Raw genomic sequence first — 18010 nt, 5'->3', positions numbered from 1 at the left:
GGGAGCGGCGCTCAGTCCGCCAGCCCGGCCGTGGTCAGCGCCTTCTGGGCGCTCATCCCCAGCCCCGTTCCGTACGCCCGCTCGAACGCCTCGGCGCCCAGCGACTCGACGACCCGGGCCCGCACCGACGAGACGTCCGGGTCGCCGCTGATCGCCGTCCCGCGGACGCCGGCCGCCGCGCCCAGCAGGATCGCCGCGGGTTCCGGCCGAGCCACCCCGGCCAGGCCCTCCAGCGCGAACGCCACCACGTCCGCCGCGTGCCAGCGGTGCCCGGCCAGCAGCGCCTCCCGGTGCAGCGGGGCCGCGTCGGCCGGGCGGCCTTCGGCCAGGGCCACCCAGCCGAGTGCGATCAGCACCGAAGCCCGTGCCGTCTCGGCCGCGAACGAGCCGCCCGGGCACTCCGCCAGGGCGCGCTCGCACAGCTCCCGGGCCGCCGGCAGGTCCCGCGAGAGACGGGCCAGCGTGGCCAGGCCGACGAACGCCGCCGCGCGCGACTCGGGCATGCCCGACCGCCGGGCCGTGGCGGCCGCCAGCTCGTAGTCGGCGCGGGCGCCCGCCCGGTCGCCGGCCAGCAACCGGGTCCAGGCGCGGCGGCACATCAGGTCCGCGACGTCGTCCATCGCGCCGATCGCCCGCATCAGGCCCAGGGCCTCGTCCATCAGCGGCAGGGCGGCATCGTGCTCGCCCCGCCAGGTCAGCAGCTGCGACAGGTGGTCGAGCGCCATCGACAGGCCCCACCGCTCGCCCAGGGCGCGGAACTGGACCGCGCCCTCGCGCAGGCCCTCCTCGGCCGTGACGAGGTCGCCGGTCATCATCGCGCTCAGGCCCATCCCCATCGGCAGCAGCGCCCAGCCCCAGGGGTCGCCGGCCGCCAGCAGACCTTCGCCGCGGCTCGTCAGCCTGACTTCGCCCGGGGGCCCGCCCACCACGCCCAGCAGCATGACCGTCATGGGGTGGCTGGGCCGCCAGGAGTCGTCCCGCACGTACCGCCGGACCAGCGGGAGGTACTGCTCGAGCGACTCGTGCGGGTGCCCGGACACCGCGCCGAGCACGCACACCAGGAACTCCTCGGCGTACTCCTCCTGCAGTTCGGGAGGGCAGCGCGAGACCACGGCGAGCGACAGCACCGCGCCCTCGAACCGCCGGCCGCGCATCCACCAGTACATCGCCAGCAGCGGCACCAGCCGCAGCGCGATTGCGACGTCGTGCTCGGTGGACCAGCGCAGCGCGGCCAGGAGGTTGTCGTACTCGGCGTCGATCCGGTCGAGCCACTCCAGCTGCGCCGCGGTCCGCAGCATCGGGTCGGCTTCCTCGGCGAACCGCAGGAAGTACTCGGCGTGCGCGCGGTGGGCGGCCTCGGTCTCGCCCGCTTCGGCGAGCTTCTCCGCGCCGAACGCGCGGATCGTCTCGAGCATCCGGAACCGGCCGCCGACGGCTTCGACCAGCGACTTGTCGGCCAGCTCGAGCACCAGTTCGGCGTCCGCGCCGCAGACCTCGGCCGCCGCGGCCAGCGTCGCGCCGCCGGGGAACACCGCCAGACGCCGCGCCGGTTCGCGTTCCGCGTCGTCGAGGAGGTCCCAGCTCCACTCGACGACGCCGCGCAGCGAGCGGTGCCGCGCCTCGGCCGTCCGGCTGCCGCGGCCGAGCAGCCGGAACCGGTCGTCGAGCCGGGCCGCGATCTCGCCGAGGGCCAGGCTCCGGACGCGGGCCGCGGCCAGCTCCAGCGCCAGCGGCAGGCCGTCGAGGGCCGCGCAGATGTGCTGGACGTCCCCGATCGTCGTCTCGTCGACGACGAACGCCGGATCGCTCGCGGCCGCGCGCTCGGCGAACAGCCGGACGGACGGGTACGCCAGTGCCTCCGCGGCGGGCGTGCCGGGCGGCGGGACGGCCAGCCGCGGCACCGGCGCCAGCTGCTCGCCGGTGATGCCGAGCGGCTCGCGGCTGGTGGCCAGCACCCGCAGCCCCGGGCACGCGGCGAGCAGCCGGCCGGCCAGCCGGGCCGCGACGTCGACGACGTGCTCGCAGTTGTCGAGCACGAGCAGCACCGCCCGGTCGCGCAGCGCCGAGATCAGCCGGTCGGCGGGGTCCTGCGGGCCGCCGCGCGAGCTCTCGCGCAGGCCCAGCGCGGCCAGCACCGCGCCGGCGACCCCGGGGCCGTCGTGCGGGGCGAGTTCGACGAACGCGACTGGCCCGGAATCGACGGCGGCTGCTTCGACAGCCAGGCGCGTCTTGCCGGTGCCGCCCGGCCCGGTCAGCGTCACGAGCCGGTTGCGCCCCAGCAGGTCCGCGACCTGCCGCAGCTCGCCGTCGCGGCCGACGAAGCTGGTCAGCTGCGCGGGCAACGCCGGGATCGCCGGCTTCTCGGTCTCGCCGCGCAAGACGGCGAGGTGGGCTTCGGCGAGGTCTGGACCAGGGTCGGCGCCCAGCTCGTCGGCCAGCGTGCGCCGGGCGTCCTCGAACGCGGCCAGCGCGTCGGCCGGCCGTCCCGCGGCGGTCAGCGCCCGGACGAGCTGCGCGCGCGGCCGTTCCCGCAGCGGTTGTGCGGCGATGGTCTCCCGCAGCTCGGCGAGGACGTCCTCGGCCCGCCCGAGGGCCAGCCGGGCTTCGACGTGGTCGTCCGCGGCATCGGCCCGCAGCTCGTCGAGCCGGGCGGCCTGCGCGGCGGCGAAGGGCGCGTCGGTCAGGTCGGTGAACGCCGCCCCGCGCCACAACGCCATCGCTTCACCGAGGACAGTGGCCGCCCGGGCGTGCTCGCCGTTCTTCAGCAGCGCCCGGCCTTCGCGGGCCAGGCTTTCGAAAGCGTGAACGTCCACTTCGTCCGGTTGGACGACCAGCCGGTACCCGGCGGCGGTGAACTCGACCGGTGCCAAGTCCTTCAACGCCGTCCGCAGCCGCGAGACCTGTGACTGCAACGCGTTCGCCGCGCCGTCCGGTGGGTATTCGCCGTACATGCCGTCGATCAGCCGCTCGGCCGGGACGAACCGCCCGGCTTCGAGGGCGAGCAGTGCCAGCAGCGTCCGCGACCGCGGGCCGCCCACCGCCACCTGCGTGCCGTCTTCACCCCACGCGGCGACCGCCCCCAGCACCCCGAATCGCATAGCCACAGCTTAAGACGGCTGCCGACCTGGGGAAGTTGTCACTCGAAAGTGGTCTTCGGCGTGGGGCTGTGAATCACCTGAGTGAGCGTCTATACACTTCGCCGGGTCCCCACGCAATGGGAGAGGTATGTCGACCGACAGCATTGCCCTTGGTCAGCCGACCGTGGGCGAAGAGGAGCTCGCCGCCGTCGCCGAGGTCTTCCGATCCGGCTGGCTGGCCGGGGCCGGACCGGCGTGCCGCCGCTTCGAAGAGCGGTTCGCGCAGGTCACCGGCACCGCGCACGCGTTGACGACCGCGAACTGCGGCTCCGCGCTCTTCCTGGGCCTCAAGGTCCTCGGCGTCCAGCCGGGTGACGAGGTCATCGTCGGCGACTACACGTTCCCGGCCACCGGCCACGCCGTCGTGCAGGCCGGTGCGACCCCCGTGTTCGCCGACATCCGCCCGGACGTCTTCAGCGCGGACCCGGCGCACGTCGAAGCGCTGATCACGCCGAGGACGGTCGGCATCCTCGCCGTCGACGTCGCCGGCCAGCCCGGTGACTTCGACGAGTACCGCGCGATCGCCGACAAGCACGGCCTCTGGCTCTTCGAGGACGCCGCGTGCGCCGCGGGCGCGACGTACAAGACGCGCCCGGCCGGCAGCCTCGCCGACCTCGCCGCGTTCTCCTTCCACGGCCGCAAGGGCATCACCGCGGGCGAGGGCGGCGCGCTGGTCTCCGACCGCGAAGACCTCATCGCGCACGCCCGCAAGCTGCACACCTACGGCATCGAGCCGGCGATCAGCCGCGAAGGCTCGAACGCGCTGCCGATCCCCGAGTTCCACGAGCTCGGCTACAACTTCCGCATGTCGGACGTCCAGGCCGCGATCATGAACGTCCAGCTCGACCGGCTGCCGGACCTCCTCGCCGCCCGCCGGTCGGTCGCGAAGCGCTACCACGAGGCGTTCGACGACATCGACGCGCTGACCGTCCCGGTGGAACTGTCCGATCGGGAGCACCCGTGGCAGGCCTACCTGCTCACGGTCGCGCCGGAGATCAGCCGCGACACGCTCGCCCTGCGCATCCGCGAAACGGGCGTCCAGTGCAACTTCGGCACCTACGCCTCGCACCTGCAGCCGATCTACGGTCCCCAGGCGCCGCTGCCCGTCTCGGCCGACGCGTTCGCGCGCCAGCTCGCGATCCCCATGCACGCCAACCTCACCGACGCCGAGGTCACCCGCGTCGGCGAGGTCGTGCGCGAAGCCGTGCAGTCCCTGTCCTGAAGCCCCTACCGAGGAGAAATTGGTGTCCGACAAGAAGGTGCTCTTCACCGGGGGCGGTGGGTTCATCGCCGCGCACGTCATCCCGCTGCTGATCGAGGGTGGCTACACGGTCCGGATCTTCGACAACATGACCCGCGGCGACCGCGCCCGCGTCAACGAGTTCGTCGCCACCGGCCAGGTCGAGCTGGTCGAGAAGGACGTCCGCTACGGCGGCGCGGTGCGCGAGGCCATGCGCGGCTGCACGCACGTCATTCACTTCGCGACGGTGTCGATCAACAAGTCGATCGCCGACCCGCACGAGTCGATCGACATCAACATGATCGGCAACCACAACGTCTTCGCCGCGGCCGCGGACGAGGGTGTCGAGCGCCTGGTGTTCGCCTCGACCGCGTCGGTCTACGGCGAGCCGAAGCGGCTGCCGATGCACGAGGACGACGAGCTGCGCCCGCTCACGCCGTACTGCATCTCCAAGCGCGCCGGCGAGGACATGCTCGGCTTCTACGAGCGCACCAAGGGCCTGTCCTGGAACGCGCTGCGCTTCTTCAACGTGTACGGCCCGGGCCAGAAGATCGAGGCCTACTACACGTCGGTGATCAACCACTTCATCCAGCGCCTGCGCGCCGGCCAGCCGCCGATCATCGACGGCCGCGGCGACCAGTCGATGGACTTCGTGCACGTCACCGACCTCGCGCGGGCCGTCGTCGCGGCGCTGGAGTCGGAGCAGGCGAACGTTCCGATCAACATCGGCACCGGCATCGACACGTCGATCGCGGCGCTGGCGAAGATCCTCATCGAGGCCGTCGGCGTCGACGTCGAGCCGCTGTTCAACGAGCGTGACGTGCTGGTCTCGCGGCGCGCCGCGGACATCACCCGCGCCCGCGAGGTGCTCGGCTGGGAGCCGCGGATCACCGTCGAAGACGGCATGCGGGAACTGGTCAAGGAATCCGAGTGAGTGCCACCGCGGGGCCGGCCCGAGGACGTGCGATGCGCATCGCGGTGGTGAACAACTTCTTCCCGCCCCGCGTGGGCGGGAGCGCGCACATGGCGGCGTCGCTGGCGGCGCAGTTCGTGGCGGCCGGGCACGAGGTCCTGGCCATCACGGCGGCCTACGCCGACGCCCCGGCCGAGGAGGAGCGCGACAACTACCGCGTCGTACGCCTCCCCGCCGTGAAGATGCCGCAGGTCGGTCTGTCGATCGACTTCGACATGAGCTTCGCGTCGCTGCGGCCGGGCAACTGGCGGCGGCTGTGGAAGCTGCTGGACGAGTTCAAGCCGGACGCGATCCACCTGCACGGCCAGTTCTTCGACCTGTCGTGGCTGGCCGGGATCTGGGCGCGCCGCCACGGCGTGCCGACGCTGCTGACCATCCACACGCTGCTGATCAGCGACAACAAGCTGTACGGCGGTGTGTTCCGGTTGCTCGACGCGGTGCTCGTGAAGCCGATCCTGAAGTACCTCCGGCCTCGCTACGTCATCCTCGACAAGCTGGGCGTCGACTACTGCGTCGAGCGGTACGGCACGAGCGACGCGAACTCGGAGTACTTCCCGATCGCGGTCGACACCGGGCACTTCGAGAAGCCGGTGACCAAGGACGTCCGCGCGGAGCACGAAATCGGCGACGCGCCGCTGATCGTCTCGCTCGGGCACGTCATCCCGCTGCGCAACCGGCTGCCGCTGATCGAGGCGCTGCCGTCCATTTTGGACAAGCACCCGGGCGTCCGGGTGGTCGTCGTCGGCCGCGTGTACCACGACGCGTTCCTCAAGCGGGCGGCCGAACTGGGTGTCTCGGACGCACTGGTGGTGACGGGCGCGGTGCCGAAGGCGGACGTGCCGGCGTACTTCGCGGCGGCGGACATCGTCACGCACGACCTCAACGGCGGCTGCGGCACGGCGTCCCTGGAGGCGATGCTGTCCGGGACGGCGACGATCGCGTCCGTGACCGAGGACAACTACCCGGGCATCGAGCTGCGCAACGGCGAGAACGTGCTGCTGGTGCGCCCCGACGACTCGGAAGCCGTGGCGCGCACGGTGATCGAGCTGCTCGACGACCCGGACCGCCGGGCCCTGATCGCGCAGCGCGAGAGCGAGATGGTGCGGTCGAACTTCGGCCTCGACGTCGTCGCGGAAGAACACCTCCGTACGTTCGAGAAGCTGGTGTCGGAAGCCGATGTTCTTCGATGACGAGCGCAGCCACCGGCTGCGCCCGCAGATCCTGACCGAGCTCGTTTCGCAGTACATGAACGACGCCGAGCGGGCTGCCTTTTATGGCCTGCCCTCGACGTGCCGCGTACGCGAGCGCGTGAAGATCATCAGCCCCGAGAACCTGAAGATGGGCGACCACTGCTGGGTGGGTGAAGGTGCGGCCCTCGACGCGAGCGGCGGGCTCGAGATCGGCGAGCACACCAGCATCGGCCTGAACACGCTGATCTTCACGCACTCGAGCTGGCTCGCGAACATGACGCTGCAGAACCATTCGGGCAGCGACCTGATCGAGCGCAAGCCGGTGAAGATCGGCAAGGGCTGCTTCATCGGCGGCCTGGTGGTGATCATGGCGGGCGTGACGATCGGCGACTTCGCGACGGTGCAGCCGAACTCGGTGGTGGCGAAGGACGTCCCGCCGCGGACGCTGGTGGCCGGCAATCCGGCGCGGGTGTTCCAGCGGTACGACGAAGAGTACATCCAGTCCGAAGTGGACCGGGTCCGCACGGAGAACGCCCGCCGCCGCGCGATCGCGGAGGAACGCGGCGCGGAAGCGTCCGGCTGGGGCGCGCCGTCGGGCGATTTCTCGGAGTAGCTTTGGCGGGTGCTCGACGCCACTGGGGAAGAAGCGGCTTCGGACCGGCCTGACGACCGCCTCCCCGCCGTGCTTCGCTTCGCGACGGAACTCGTCGCCTGGGTGGCCACGCCGTGGGCGCTGGCCGGCCACTCCTGGCTGCTGGCGGCCCTGTCGGTGGTGGTCCTGGTCGGCCTGCCGGCCTGCTTCGCCACGCCGGGGGACAAGGCCAAGGTGCTGGTCGCGGTGCCGGGGTGGGTCACGATCCTGCTGGTGCTGCTCCAGCTCGTCGCCGCGGTCGTCAGCTCGTGGCTCGCCTGGCCGGCCTGGGCGGCGGTCGCCGTGGCCGTGCTCGCGGCCGCCACACTGGTCACCGAGCGCCGCCGATGGCGGTGGCTCGCCGGGCGGCGATAGCGCTCTCTCCGCCGGTTGGATGACGGCAGCGCCGGCGTGGGTCGCCGGCGCCGCCGTCGTGGAACCGCCCGATCATCGGCGGCGAAGCCCTTGCGCACGGAGGCGCACGCAGCACAATCTAGTCCTTCGTGACCGAGCGCGAGATATCGATTACACAACGTTCGCAAGATCGGGAAGCAACCTTTCCGCGGCCCGGCCGTCGCTGGGAAAGGACGGAACGAGGTGACCCATGGCGCGCGGCGACGACGAGTTCGCGGACTTCGTGCGCGCCTCCTCGGCCCGGCTCACGCACGCCGCCTACCTGCTCACCGGTGACCGCCACCAGGCCGAAGACGCCGCCCAGACCGCCTTCACCCGCACCTACGCCGCCTGGGCGCGGGTCCGCCACAAGGACGCCTACGGCTACGCCCGGACCGTCCTGGTTAACCACGTCATCGACGGCTGGCGGCGCCCGATCCGCGAGTACGCCACCGAAACCGTGCCCGACCGGCCGGACCGGCACGACGTCGACAAAGCCGTCACCCAGCGGGCCTGGCTCACCGCCGTCCTGCGGACGCTGACCGACCGCGAACGCGCCGTCGTCGTGCTGCGCCACTTCTTCGACCTGCCCGAGGCCGACGTGGCCCGTGAGCTCGGCGTTTCGCTCGGTACCGTGAAGAGCACGAACTCGCGGGCGCTGGCCAAGCTGCGGGTCGAGGCCGGCGAGGACACCCTGATCGGAGGGAGCGGGCGATGAACGACCTCGACGACTTCCGCGCCGCCCTCCGGCAGCCGCCCGACGAGCCCTTCGCCGAGCCGGACCTCGCCGCCATCATGGCCGGGGGCACGCGCATCCGGCGTCGCCGCCGCTTGCTGACCGGCGCGGCCGGGATCGCCGCCGCGGCCGTCGTCGTGCTGGTGTTCGTCTTCGCCGTCCAGCTGCGGCAGCCCGCGCCAGCGCCGGTCGCGCAGCCGCCGGCGCCGGTGCCGGCCACCTCGACGACCCCCGCGCCCGCCGCGGAGCAGCCGATGGGGGGCGTGATCGGGACCGGGATCCAAACCGGCCGCGGCGAGATCGTCTTCTTCGCGCGGGCGGTCGACCTGCCGCAGCTGCCGGACATCCACTTCGGGCTCGTGGTCGGCTTCCGCTCCGGGGGAACGCTGCAGTCGGTGCTGATGACGAACGAGTTCCGCGGTTCCGACCGGTCGTTCGGCTTCCACGCCACCGACGGCGGCGAGCTGTCCGGCACCGACGTGATCCCGGTGTTCGGCTACTTCGCCGGTCAGGTCGCGCGGATCACGACCACGGTGCACGGCAAGACCGTCGATGCCAGCCTGGCGAAGTGGACCGAGGACCCGAACGTCGTCGTCTTCTGGTTCGACCCCGTCACTGTGCCGAACGCCGCGGTCCTGACCCCGCTGATCGCTTACGACGCGGCCGGCAAGCGGCTCACCAAGTAGGCGGTACCCGGCGGCACCGCGCGGGCGTAAGAACCCAACCGTGACCTCTCGACGAGCGTTCCTCACCGTTTCGGCCGCGGCGATGGCGGCGTCCACGGTCGGCGTCCCGGCGGGCGCCGCCGAACTCGGCGACCGCGGCCCCGGCGCCCCCGTCCGGCCGCAGCGTCCCGGCCCGGACCTGCGCGCGCTGCTGCGGCAGGTCGACGAGCGGCGGATCGAGGCGACCGTGCGGCGGCTGGCCGCGTTCGGCACGCGGCACACGCTGTCGGCCCAGGACGACCCGGTGCGCGGCATCGGTGCCGCGCGCGACTGGATCTTCGCGCAGTACCAGCGGCTCGCGGCCGCGTCCGAGGGCCGGCTGACCGTCGAGCTGCAGTCGTACGTCCAGCCGCCGGCCGACCGGATCCCGGTGCCGACCACGATCACCAACGTCGTCGCGACGCTGCACGGGTCCACGGACCCCGGCCGCGTGTACGTCGTTTCGGGGCACTACGACTCACGCTGCACCGACGTCATGAACTCCACCGCCGACGCGCCGGGCGCCGACGACGACGCGTCGGGCGTCGCGGTCGCGCTGGAACTGGCACGCGTGTTTTCGACCCGGCAGCCGGCCGCGACGATCGTCTTCGCCGCCGTCGCGGGCGAGGAGCAGGGGCTGTACGGCGCTCGCCACCTGGCGCAGCAGTTCAAGGCCGCCGGCACCGACGTCCAGGGGATGTTCACCGACGACATCGTCGGCGCCAGCCGGGCCGACGACGGCACGCGCGACCCGTTCACGATCCGGCTGTTCGCCGAAGGCGTCCCGACCGCAGAGACGCCGGCCGAGGCGAACCTGCGCCGCAGCATCGGCGGCGAGAACGACTCACCGCCGCGGCAGCTGGCCCGGTTCGTCGAGTCGGTGGCGGAGAACGACGCGACCGGCATGGCGGTCCGGGTGATCTACCGCCGCGACCGCTACCTGCGCGGCGGCGACCACATCGGCTTCCTCGAGCAGGGCTACCCGGCGGCGCGGTTCACCGAGCCCGCCGAGGACTTCGCGCACCAGCACCAGGACGTCCGCGTCGAGAACGGCGTCCAGTACGGCGACCTGCCGGAGTTCTGCGACTTCCCGTTCATCGCCCGGGTCGCGCGGGTCAACGGCGCGGCCCTGTGGTCGCTGGCGACGGCGCCGGGAACGCCGAAGGGTGTGAAGATCCGCACAGCGGCGCTGACGAACGACTCGGAACTGCTGTGGGACGCGACCCCGGGCGCGGCCGGCTACGAAGTCCTCTGGCGCGAAACGACGGCCCCGGACTGGACGCACGCACTCGACGTCGGCCCGGCGCTGACGGCGAAGATCGACCTGTCCAAGGACAACGTCTTCTTCGCCGTCCGCGCGGTGGGCCCGGACGGCCGCCGGAGCCCGGCGGCCTTCCCGGTGCCGGTGAGCTAGGCCGCGGCCTGCGTCAGGACCTGCTCGACGACGTGGTGCGACGGCAGGATCAGGTCGCGCTCGGTGTCCGCGTCGATCTTGCCCTCCAGCAGGTCGCAGAACCGGTCCAGCTGCGTCGCGAGCGGCTCGCGCGCGGTGACCAGCTCCGGGATCTCGATCACCGTCTGCTGCCGGTAGCCGAGGCCGTCCGGGGTGACGGAGTCGTGCGAGACGTGCCGGTAGATCGTGACGTCGCGGCGCAGCAGGTCGATCTCGATCAGCCGGTCCAGCTCCGACACCACCAGCGAGCGGACCTTCTTCTGGCCCAGCCGCGACGCCGACACCGTGGCCAGGCCGGTCGGGAACGACAGCACCGTCTCGATGGTGTCCTCGGCGCCGTCGACCGACGACGGGTGGAAGTACCCCGCGCCGGACGTCACGCGCGAAGGCGTCGCGCCGCCGAAGAACTGGATCGCCAGGTCGACGTCGTGCACCAGCAGGTCCCACGCGACGCCCGTCTTGATGCGCGGCGCGTACGGGCCGTGGCGGCGGGCCATCAGGTGCACCGGCTCCTGCACCAGCGCCCGCGCGGTCATGACCGCCGGGTTGTAGCGCTCCAGCAGCCCGCACATCAGCGGGATGTCGTTCTTCGCCGACAGCGCGACGATCTCCTGGGACTTCTCGAAGCTGTTGCAGACCGGCTTTTCGACCAGCATCGGCTTGCCCTGGCGGAAGATCTCCTGCGCCAGGTCGTAGTGCACCTCGGTGGCCGAGGCGAGCACGACAGCGTCCACATCGGACAGTTCGCCGATCTCCGGCGTCCACTGCGTTTCGTACCGGTCGGCGACCGCCTTGCCGGCTTCCTCGCGCGGATCGATCACGCGCACCAGGTCGACGCGCTCGTTCTGGGCGAGCACGCGGGCGTGCAGCGATCCCATGTTCCCGGTGCCGACAAGAGCGATCCGATGCGTCATGCGCCCAGTACCTCGCGAACGGTTTCGATGATGGTGTCCAGGTCGGACTCGGTCAGGTGCGGGTGCACCGGCAGCGAAAGCGCCTGCGCGGCAACCGCCTGCGCCACCGGGAAGTCCTCGACGCGCGCGCCCGGGATCAGGTCGTGACCCGCGTAGCAGTCGTAGTCGAAGACGATCTTGGGGTAGTAGATGCCGTTGCCGATGCCGCGCTCGGTGAGCGCCGCGGCCAGCTCGTCGCGCGAGAGGAACGCGTGCGGCCCGACCAGCACGGTGTACTGGTGCCACACGTGCTCGCGGCCCGGCAGCACCTGCGGGATGTCGAGGCCCGGCGTCCCGGCGAGGCCCTCCGAGAGCCGCTTCGCGTTCGCCTGGCGGGCCGCGGTCAGCTGGTCGAGCTTCGCCAGCTGCGGGATGCCCACGGCGGCGTGCAGGTCGGTCATCCGGTAGTTGTGCCCGGCGACCTCGTACTGGTAGCGGGCGCGCATGCCCTGGTTGCGCAGCACGCGCAGCTTGTCGGCCAGCGCGTCGTCGTCCGTCGTGATGACGCCGCCCTCGGCGGTGGTGATGTTCTTCGTCGCGTACAGCGAGAAGCAGCCGATGCCGAACGAGCCGGCCTGCTTGCCCTCGAACGACGCGCCGACGGCCTGCGCGGAGTCCTCGATGACCTGGAGGCCGTGCTCGGCGGCCAGCGGCGCCAGCTTGCCCATGTCCGCCGTCTGGCCGTAGAGGTGCACCGGCATGAGCACCTTCGTGCGGCCGGTCACCGCCTTGGCGACGGCGTCCGGGTCGATCGCGAAGTCGTCGCGCCGGATGTCGGCGAACCGGACGGTCGCGCCGGCCTCGAGGATCGCGTTGAGCGTCGCGACGAACGTGAACGGCGAGGTGATGACCTCGTCACCCGGCTTCAGGTCGAGGACCTGGAGGGCGGCGACCAGCGCGGTCGTCCCGTTGTTGACCGCGATCGCGTGCTTCGTCCCGGAGACCGCCGCGAAGGCGTCTTCGAAGCGCTTGACCATCGGTCCCTGTGCGATGGCGCCGGAGCGCAGCACCTCGACGACGAGGTCCTCCGCGTCGCGGACGTCGACCACGGTGATGGGGATCATGGGCTGTCTCTCTCGGCAGGCGATTTCGGCGCGTCCGGTACAGTGAGCCGCCGGTTCTGCGCCCGGCCGCCCTGCAACAACGCGGGCCACACGTTACCGGGCGCGGTAGCACGCCCAGTACCCAGCCGCCGACGAACGGACGACCACCCGTGGCCAACCGCATCCACCCGACCGCCGTCCTCGGCGAAGGCGTCGAACTCGGCGACGACAACGTGATCGGGCCGTTCGCGGTGATCGTCGGGCCGGCGCGGATCGGCGACGGCAACTGGATCGGCCCGCACGTGACGATCGGCACGCCCGGCGAGGACCGCGGCCGCCCCCACCCGGCCGCCTGGGAGGCCGCGCCGGTGGGTGACCCGGATCACGACGGCCACGGCGTCGTCATCGGCAGCCGCAACCGGATCCGCGAGTACGTGAGCGTCCACCAAGGGACCTGGCGGACGACGACGGTCGGCAGCGACGGCTACTTCCTGCGCAACTCCCACATCGCGCACGACTGCCTGGTCGGCGACGGCGTGACGATCGCGTCCAACGCCGTCACGGGTGGCCACTGCCACATCTGGGACGGCGCCAACCTCGGCATGGGCGCGATCCTGCACCAGAAGGTCGTGATCGGGCCCGGCGCGATGATCGGGATGGGCTCGGCGGTGCGGCGCGAGATCGGCGCGTTCACCATCGCCGTCGGCAACCCGGCCCGCGTGACCGGCGTCAACGTCGTGGGCCTGTCCCGCCGCGGCCTCGACGAGGAGACGATCGAGGCCCTCGGGCCGTGGCTGAAGGGCAAGGAAGGTCTCCCGGACGTCACGCTGCCCGGCGACCTCTCTACCTTGGTAAAGGCGTGGGACGCCCGCCCGCGCGAAGAGCACTAGGAGTCATGCACATGTCGGTTGCCCCCAAGCTGCGCGAGGTCTTCGTCGAGGCGCTGGACCTCGACGGTGACGTGGACGTCGAGAACCTGAAGTACCGCGACATCGAGGCGTGGGACTCGGTCGGCCACATGGCGCTGGTCGCGGCCATCGAGGACGAGTTCGACGTCGAGTTCGACACCGACCAGGTCATCGACATGTCCAGCTTCAAGGTCGCCGTGGACATGGTGACCGAGCTGCAGGCGAAGAATGCCTGATCTGTCCGGTCGCGTCGCGCTCGTCACCGGCGGGACGCGGGGGATCGGCCTGGCCACCGCGCGCGCTCTGGCGGAAGCGGGCGCGACGGTGGTGCTCACCGGCCGCGACGAAGCCCGCGCCAAGGAAGCCGCTTCGGCGGCCGGCGCGGCGGCCGGGCTCGCCCTCGACGTCACCGACGCAAAAGCGGTGTCTTCGCTGGTCAGGAGCGTCGCGAAGGAGCACGGCAAGCTCGACATCGTCGTGGCCAACGCCGGGATCATGGAAGACGCGCTGCTCGGGATGATCCGCGAGGAGCTCGTCGACACGACGCTGAGCACGAACGTCGCCGGCACGCTGCACACCGTCCAGGCCGCGGCCCGGGCGATGATGCGGAAGAAGACCGGCTCGATCGTCGTCCTCGCCTCGATCGTCGGCGAGTACGGAAGCGCTGGTCAGACGGTGTACGCGGCGTCGAAGGCGGCGGTGGCGAACATCGCGAAGTCGGCGGCGAAGGAGCTCGGCCGGTCCGGGATCCGCGTCAACGCGGTCGCGCCGGGCGTGATCGAGACCGACCTGACCGCGGGCCTGAGCGAGGACGCGAAGGCGGAGAACACCGGCAAGACGCCGCTCGGCCGGCTGGGCCGGGCGGAAGACGTGGCGAACGCGATCCGGTTCCTGGTGAGTGATGAAGCTTCCTTCATCACCGGGCAGGTGCTGGGCGTCGACGGAGGCTTGGTGCTGTGACGCTGTTGGGTGCGGGAGCCCGGCTGGTCGATGTGGCCGGGGGCCGCACGCTGGCGGGCGCGGAACTGTCGGCCGAGGTCGGCCGCTCCATGGAGGCGCTCGCTGCGCTGCCGGTCGGCGTCGTGTTCGCGCGGATGGCGGTCGACCTGCCGAGCGTGCTGACCTACCTGGGTGCGTTCGAATCCGGCCGGGCGATCGCGCTGATCGACCCGGCGCTGGACGCGGACGTGCTGGCCGGGCTGGTCGCGCGGTTCCGCCCGGCGGCGGTGCTGTCGGCGTCCGGCGACGCTCCGGACGGGTACCGCGTCCAGGGCTCCGACTGGGTCCGTTCTTCGGACGAGGGCGTCCAGCCGCACCCCGACCTGGCCGTCCTGCTGCCGACCAGCGGGTCCACCGGCAACCCGAAGCTCGTCCGGCTGTCGCGGCAGGCGATCCTTTCGAACGCCGACGCCATCGCGCAGGTGCTGCACATCGATTCCGACGAAGTCGCGCCGACCTGCCTGCCGCTGCACTACAGCTACGGCCTGTCGGTGCTGAACTCGCACCTGGTGCGGGACGCGACCGTCGTGATCGAGCCGTCCGGGGTGCTCGGCCGCGGGTTCTGGGACGCGGTGACCACCTACGGCGTCACGTCCCTCTCGGGTGTCCCGTACCACTACGAAATGCTGCGGCGGCTCAAGTTCGACCCCGCGAAGTACCCGACGCTGCGCACGCTGACGCAGGCCGGCGGGAAGCTGCGCGACGAGCTGATCGCCGAGTTCAACGAGAAGATGCTCGCCGTCGGCGGCCGGATGTACGTCATGTACGGCCAGACCGAGGCGGCGCCGCGGATGACGACGGTGCCCGCCGAAAAACTGGCCGAAAAGCTCGGTTCCGCCGGGCCGGCGCTGCCGGGCGGGAAGTTCGCGGTCCGCCGGGACGACGGCTCGGAGACCACGCACCCGAAAATTGTCGGTGAGGTCGTCTACCGTGGGCCCAATGTGATGCTGGGTTACGCGGACGACGAGTCCGGCCTGGCCAAGGGCGACGAATACGGCGGCGTGCTCGCCACCGGTGACCTCGGGTACCTCGACGAAGACGGGTACCTGTTCATCACCGGGCGGCTCAAGCGCATCGGCAAGGTGTTCGGCAACCGCGTCAGCCTCGACGACCTCGAGCAAGCCGTGCGCACGGCGGCGGTCGGGATCGACGTGGTGGCGGCGGTCCCCGCCGGCGACAAGGTGGTGCTGTTCGCCGAGGGTGCCGACGCCGGCATCTGCAAGGACGCGTCGCGGGCGCTGTCCGAGCGGCTGCACCTGCACGTCAGCGGGTTCGACGTCCGCCCGATCGACACCGTGCCGCTGCTGGCCAGCGGCAAGATCGACTACCGGTCCTTGGAGGCGAAGGTATGAGCGTGTTCACTCGGTCGCAGGCCGACCGGGAGGCCTTGCTGCTGCCCGAACTGGCCTCGTTGACGGCCCACCACCGGGCGAACTCCGAAGGCTACGACCGGATCCTGTCGTCGCTGGGGATCGCGCCGGACGCTTCGTTCGCCACGATCGCCGACCTGCCGTGGCTGCCGGTGCGGATGTTCAAGACGCACGACCTGAAGTCGGTACCGGACAGCGAGGTCTTCAAGACACTGACGTCGTCGGGCACGACCGGCGCCGGCGCGTCGCGGATCTACCTGGACAAGGTGGCCGCGGGCGCGCAGACCAAACAGCTCGGCGCGACGCTGCAGGAGGTCCTCGGCGGCGAGCGGCTGCCGATGCTGATGGTCGACACGATCGGCATCATCAAGAACCGCCGGTCGTTCTCCGCGCGCGGCGCGGGTGTGCTGGGCATGGCGAACTTCGGCCGCAAGCACACCTACGTGCTCGACGAGAACGACCAGCCGGACGTCGAGGCCGTCAAGAAGTTCCTGGCCGAGTACGGCGACAAGCCGTTCCTGATCTTCGGCTTCACGTTCATGGTGTGGCTGTACCTGTACGAGGTCGCGCGGGACAACAACCTCGACCTGTCGAACGGGATCCTGATCCACTCCGGTGGCTGGAAGAAGCTGATCGACCGCGCGGTCGACAACACCGAGTTCCGCCGCCGGTTCAAAGAGGACACCGGGCTCACCCGGATCCACAACTACTACGGGATGATCGAGCAGATCGGCACGGTGTTCCTCGAAGGGCCGTCCGGGAACTCGCTGTACTGCCCGGACTTCGCCGACGTCGTGATCCGGAACCCGGAGACGTGGGAAGAGCAGCCGGTCGGCGAGCCGGGCGTGATCGAGGTCGTCTCGACGCTGCCGACGTCGTACCCGGGACACGTGCTGCTGACCGAAGACCTCGGCGTCTACAACGGCATCGACGACGGCGACTGGCCGGGCAAGCACTTCTCGGTGCTCGGCCGACTGCCGAAGGCCGAGGCCCGCGGGTGCTCGGACACGTTCTCGGGAGCGGCGGCGTGACTTCTCTGACGCAGCGTTTTCCCTTGTCGGATGCGGTTTCGGTAGGCGACCTGGTCGACGAGCTGCGCGCCGCACCGCCGGGCGGCCGGCTGCGCGTCGGCGATCCGCGCGTCGTCGAGTTCATCACGAAGTTCGCGCGCAAGCTGCTGGCGCCGGCCACCGCGCGCCGGTTCCCGGAGCTGGCGTCGCTCGGCTTCTTCCTGCGCAAGGGCGAGATCGCCAAGGCGTTGTCCACTTTGGACACGAATGGTGGCGCGCTGCGGTTCCCGCGCGGGCTGGTGTTCCACGTACCGCCGGCGAACGTCGACACGATCTTCGTCTACTCGTGGGCGCTGTCGGCGCTGGCCGGTAACCACAACGTCGTGCGGGTGTCGTCGCGCTCGGCCGGGGCCGCCGAAGCGGTGCTGGAGGCGCTGAACGCGGCGCTGTCCGAAGTGGACTCTTCGGTCGCGGACGTGATCCGCGCGACCCAGCGCATGGTGACGTACGACCGCAGCGACGAGGTCAGCGGCGCCCTGTCGCTGGCCGCCGACCTGCGCGTCATCTGGGGCGGCGACGGCTCGGTCGCGGCGCTGCGCAAGTACCCGCTCGCGCCGCACGCGCGTGACCTGACGTTCCCGGACCGCTCGTCGTTCGCCGTCGCTTCGGTGGCGGGCTGGCAGCGGGCGTCCGCGGAGGAGCGCCGTTCGGCCGCCGAGGGCTTCTACAACGACTCGTACTGGTTCGACCAGGCCGCCTGCTCGTCGCCGCGCGCGGTGTTCTGGGTGGGTGACGCCGCCGGTGCGGCTGCGGCCGGCCAGGAGTTCCGGACGCTGCTGGCGTCGGTGCTGGAGACGAAACAGCACGTCACCGAGCCGGCGATGGCGGTCCAGAAGCGGGTGTCGGCGTACGGCGCGGCGGTCGACGGGCTGGTCAAGGAGATCGCGTTCGACGGCAACGGGCTGGCCACTTTGGAGCTGGCCGACCCGGCGGTCCTGCCGCGCGAATGGCTCGGCGCGGGCACGTTCGCGAACGCGCGAGTGTCCACTTTGTCCAACCTGGTGCCGATCGTCCTGCGCAAGGACCAGACGGTCAGCCAGTTCGGCTTCACGGCCGAAGAGCTGACGGAGTTTGCGTACGAACTGGCGGGCCGCGGCGTCGACCGGATCGTGCCGTTCGGCAGCGCCCTGACGTTCTCCGCGGTCTGGGACGGTTACGATCTGCTGGCCGAATTCAGCCGACTGGTCACGGTGCAGGCCTGAGGAGACCG

17 protein-coding genes are annotated in these 18010 nt (G+C 71.4%); 14 read left to right on the top strand and 3 right to left on the bottom strand.

Going from position 1 to position 18010, the window contains the following annotated elements:
- Window positions 1-11: 11 nt before the first annotated feature.
- The gene (locus ACZ7OH_RS16075) at window positions 12-3098 is read right to left on the bottom strand and encodes an AfsR/SARP family transcriptional regulator (RefSeq protein ID WP_470281490.1); all 3087 of its coding nucleotides are present in this window, start codon (window positions 3096-3098) and stop codon (window positions 12-14) included.
- Window positions 3099-3225: 127 nt separating this feature from the next.
- Here ACZ7OH_RS16075 and ACZ7OH_RS16070 point away from each other — a divergent pair, with 127 nt between their 5' ends.
- The 8 genes from ACZ7OH_RS16070 to ACZ7OH_RS16035 all read left to right on the top strand — a co-directional run bounded on the left by ACZ7OH_RS16070 (window position 3226) and on the right by ACZ7OH_RS16035 (window position 10418).
- A complete protein-coding gene (locus ACZ7OH_RS16070; protein ID WP_470281489.1) occupies window positions 3226-4359 on the top strand; it encodes a DegT/DnrJ/EryC1/StrS family aminotransferase in 1134 nt (377 codons plus the stop codon).
- 22 nt (window positions 4360-4381) lie between these two features.
- Window positions 4382-5311: an NAD-dependent epimerase/dehydratase family protein gene (locus tag ACZ7OH_RS16065; RefSeq protein WP_470281488.1), complete on the top strand. Its 930-nt coding sequence runs from the start codon at window positions 4382-4384 to the stop codon at window positions 5309-5311.
- 32 nt (window positions 5312-5343) lie between these two features.
- Window positions 5344-6540 carry a glycosyltransferase family 4 protein gene (locus ACZ7OH_RS16060; protein WP_470281487.1) on the top strand — a complete coding sequence of 399 codons (1197 nt, stop codon included), beginning with the start codon at window positions 5344-5346 and terminating at the stop codon, window positions 6538-6540.
- The gene (locus ACZ7OH_RS16055; RefSeq protein WP_470281486.1) at window positions 6527-7153 is read left to right on the top strand and encodes an acyltransferase; all 627 of its coding nucleotides are present in this window, start codon (window positions 6527-6529) and stop codon (window positions 7151-7153) included. The genes ACZ7OH_RS16060 and ACZ7OH_RS16055 overlap by 14 nt, the downstream gene beginning before the upstream one ends.
- Window positions 7154-7162: 9 nt before the next feature.
- Window positions 7163-7546, top strand: coding sequence for a hypothetical protein (locus tag ACZ7OH_RS16050; protein WP_470281485.1), 384 nt, complete (start codon window positions 7163-7165; stop codon window positions 7544-7546).
- A gap of 229 nt (window positions 7547-7775) precedes the next feature.
- The gene (locus tag ACZ7OH_RS16045) at window positions 7776-8282 is read left to right on the top strand and encodes a SigE family RNA polymerase sigma factor (RefSeq protein WP_470281484.1); all 507 of its coding nucleotides are present in this window, start codon (window positions 7776-7778) and stop codon (window positions 8280-8282) included.
- A complete protein-coding gene (locus ACZ7OH_RS16040; protein WP_470281483.1) occupies window positions 8279-8986 on the top strand; it encodes a hypothetical protein in 708 nt (235 codons plus the stop codon). Before ACZ7OH_RS16045 ends, ACZ7OH_RS16040 begins: the two co-directional genes overlap by 4 nt.
- 40 nt (window positions 8987-9026) lie before the next feature.
- Window positions 9027-10418 carry a M20/M25/M40 family metallo-hydrolase gene (locus ACZ7OH_RS16035; protein WP_470281482.1) on the top strand — a complete coding sequence of 464 codons (1392 nt, stop codon included), beginning with the start codon at window positions 9027-9029 and terminating at the stop codon, window positions 10416-10418.
- On the opposite strand, the gene ACZ7OH_RS16030 is transcribed toward ACZ7OH_RS16035, so the two are convergent.
- Together ACZ7OH_RS16030 and ACZ7OH_RS16025 are read right to left on the bottom strand one after the other, a co-directional pair.
- The gene (locus ACZ7OH_RS16030) at window positions 10415-11371 is read right to left on the bottom strand and encodes a Gfo/Idh/MocA family protein (protein ID WP_400901539.1); all 957 of its coding nucleotides are present in this window, start codon (window positions 11369-11371) and stop codon (window positions 10415-10417) included. The two genes, ACZ7OH_RS16035 and ACZ7OH_RS16030, sit on opposite strands and share 4 nt — an antisense overlap.
- Window positions 11368-12474, bottom strand: coding sequence for a DegT/DnrJ/EryC1/StrS family aminotransferase (locus ACZ7OH_RS16025; RefSeq protein WP_470281481.1), 1107 nt, complete (start codon window positions 12472-12474; stop codon window positions 11368-11370). The genes ACZ7OH_RS16030 and ACZ7OH_RS16025 overlap by 4 nt, the downstream gene beginning before the upstream one ends.
- Before the next feature lie 149 nt (window positions 12475-12623).
- Here ACZ7OH_RS16025 and ACZ7OH_RS16020 point away from each other — a divergent pair, with 149 nt between their 5' ends.
- From ACZ7OH_RS16020 to ACZ7OH_RS15995, 6 genes are read left to right on the top strand one after another with little or no spacing between them, the layout of a single operon-like run.
- On the top strand, window positions 12624-13343 hold the full coding sequence (locus tag ACZ7OH_RS16020) for a UDP-N-acetylglucosamine acyltransferase (protein WP_400901535.1): 720 nt from the start codon (window positions 12624-12626) through the stop codon (window positions 13341-13343).
- An 11-nt stretch (window positions 13344-13354) separates the two neighbouring features.
- Entirely contained in the window at window positions 13355-13597 is a 243-nt protein-coding gene (locus ACZ7OH_RS16015) for an acyl carrier protein (protein ID WP_400901533.1), read from the top strand.
- A complete protein-coding gene (locus tag ACZ7OH_RS16010; protein ID WP_400901532.1) occupies window positions 13590-14321 on the top strand; it encodes a glucose 1-dehydrogenase in 732 nt (243 codons plus the stop codon). The genes ACZ7OH_RS16015 and ACZ7OH_RS16010 overlap by 8 nt, the downstream gene beginning before the upstream one ends.
- Window positions 14318-15712: an AMP-binding protein gene (locus ACZ7OH_RS16005; RefSeq protein ID WP_470281480.1), complete on the top strand. Its 1395-nt coding sequence runs from the start codon at window positions 14318-14320 to the stop codon at window positions 15710-15712. Before ACZ7OH_RS16010 ends, ACZ7OH_RS16005 begins: the two co-directional genes overlap by 4 nt.
- A complete protein-coding gene (locus ACZ7OH_RS16000; protein WP_400901528.1) occupies window positions 15709-16761 on the top strand; it encodes a LuxE/PaaK family acyltransferase in 1053 nt (350 codons plus the stop codon). The genes ACZ7OH_RS16005 and ACZ7OH_RS16000 overlap by 4 nt, the downstream gene beginning before the upstream one ends.
- On the top strand, window positions 16758-18002 hold the full coding sequence (locus ACZ7OH_RS15995; RefSeq protein ID WP_470281479.1) for an acyl-CoA reductase: 1245 nt from the start codon (window positions 16758-16760) through the stop codon (window positions 18000-18002). The genes ACZ7OH_RS16000 and ACZ7OH_RS15995 overlap by 4 nt, the downstream gene beginning before the upstream one ends.
- The last annotated feature ends 8 nt before the right edge of the window (window positions 18003-18010 follow it).

This window comes from Amycolatopsis sp. NPDC114478 (assembly GCF_055633805.1).
Note: the sequence above shows the minus strand (reverse complement) of the source record. Positions and strands in the feature narration are given on the sequence as shown.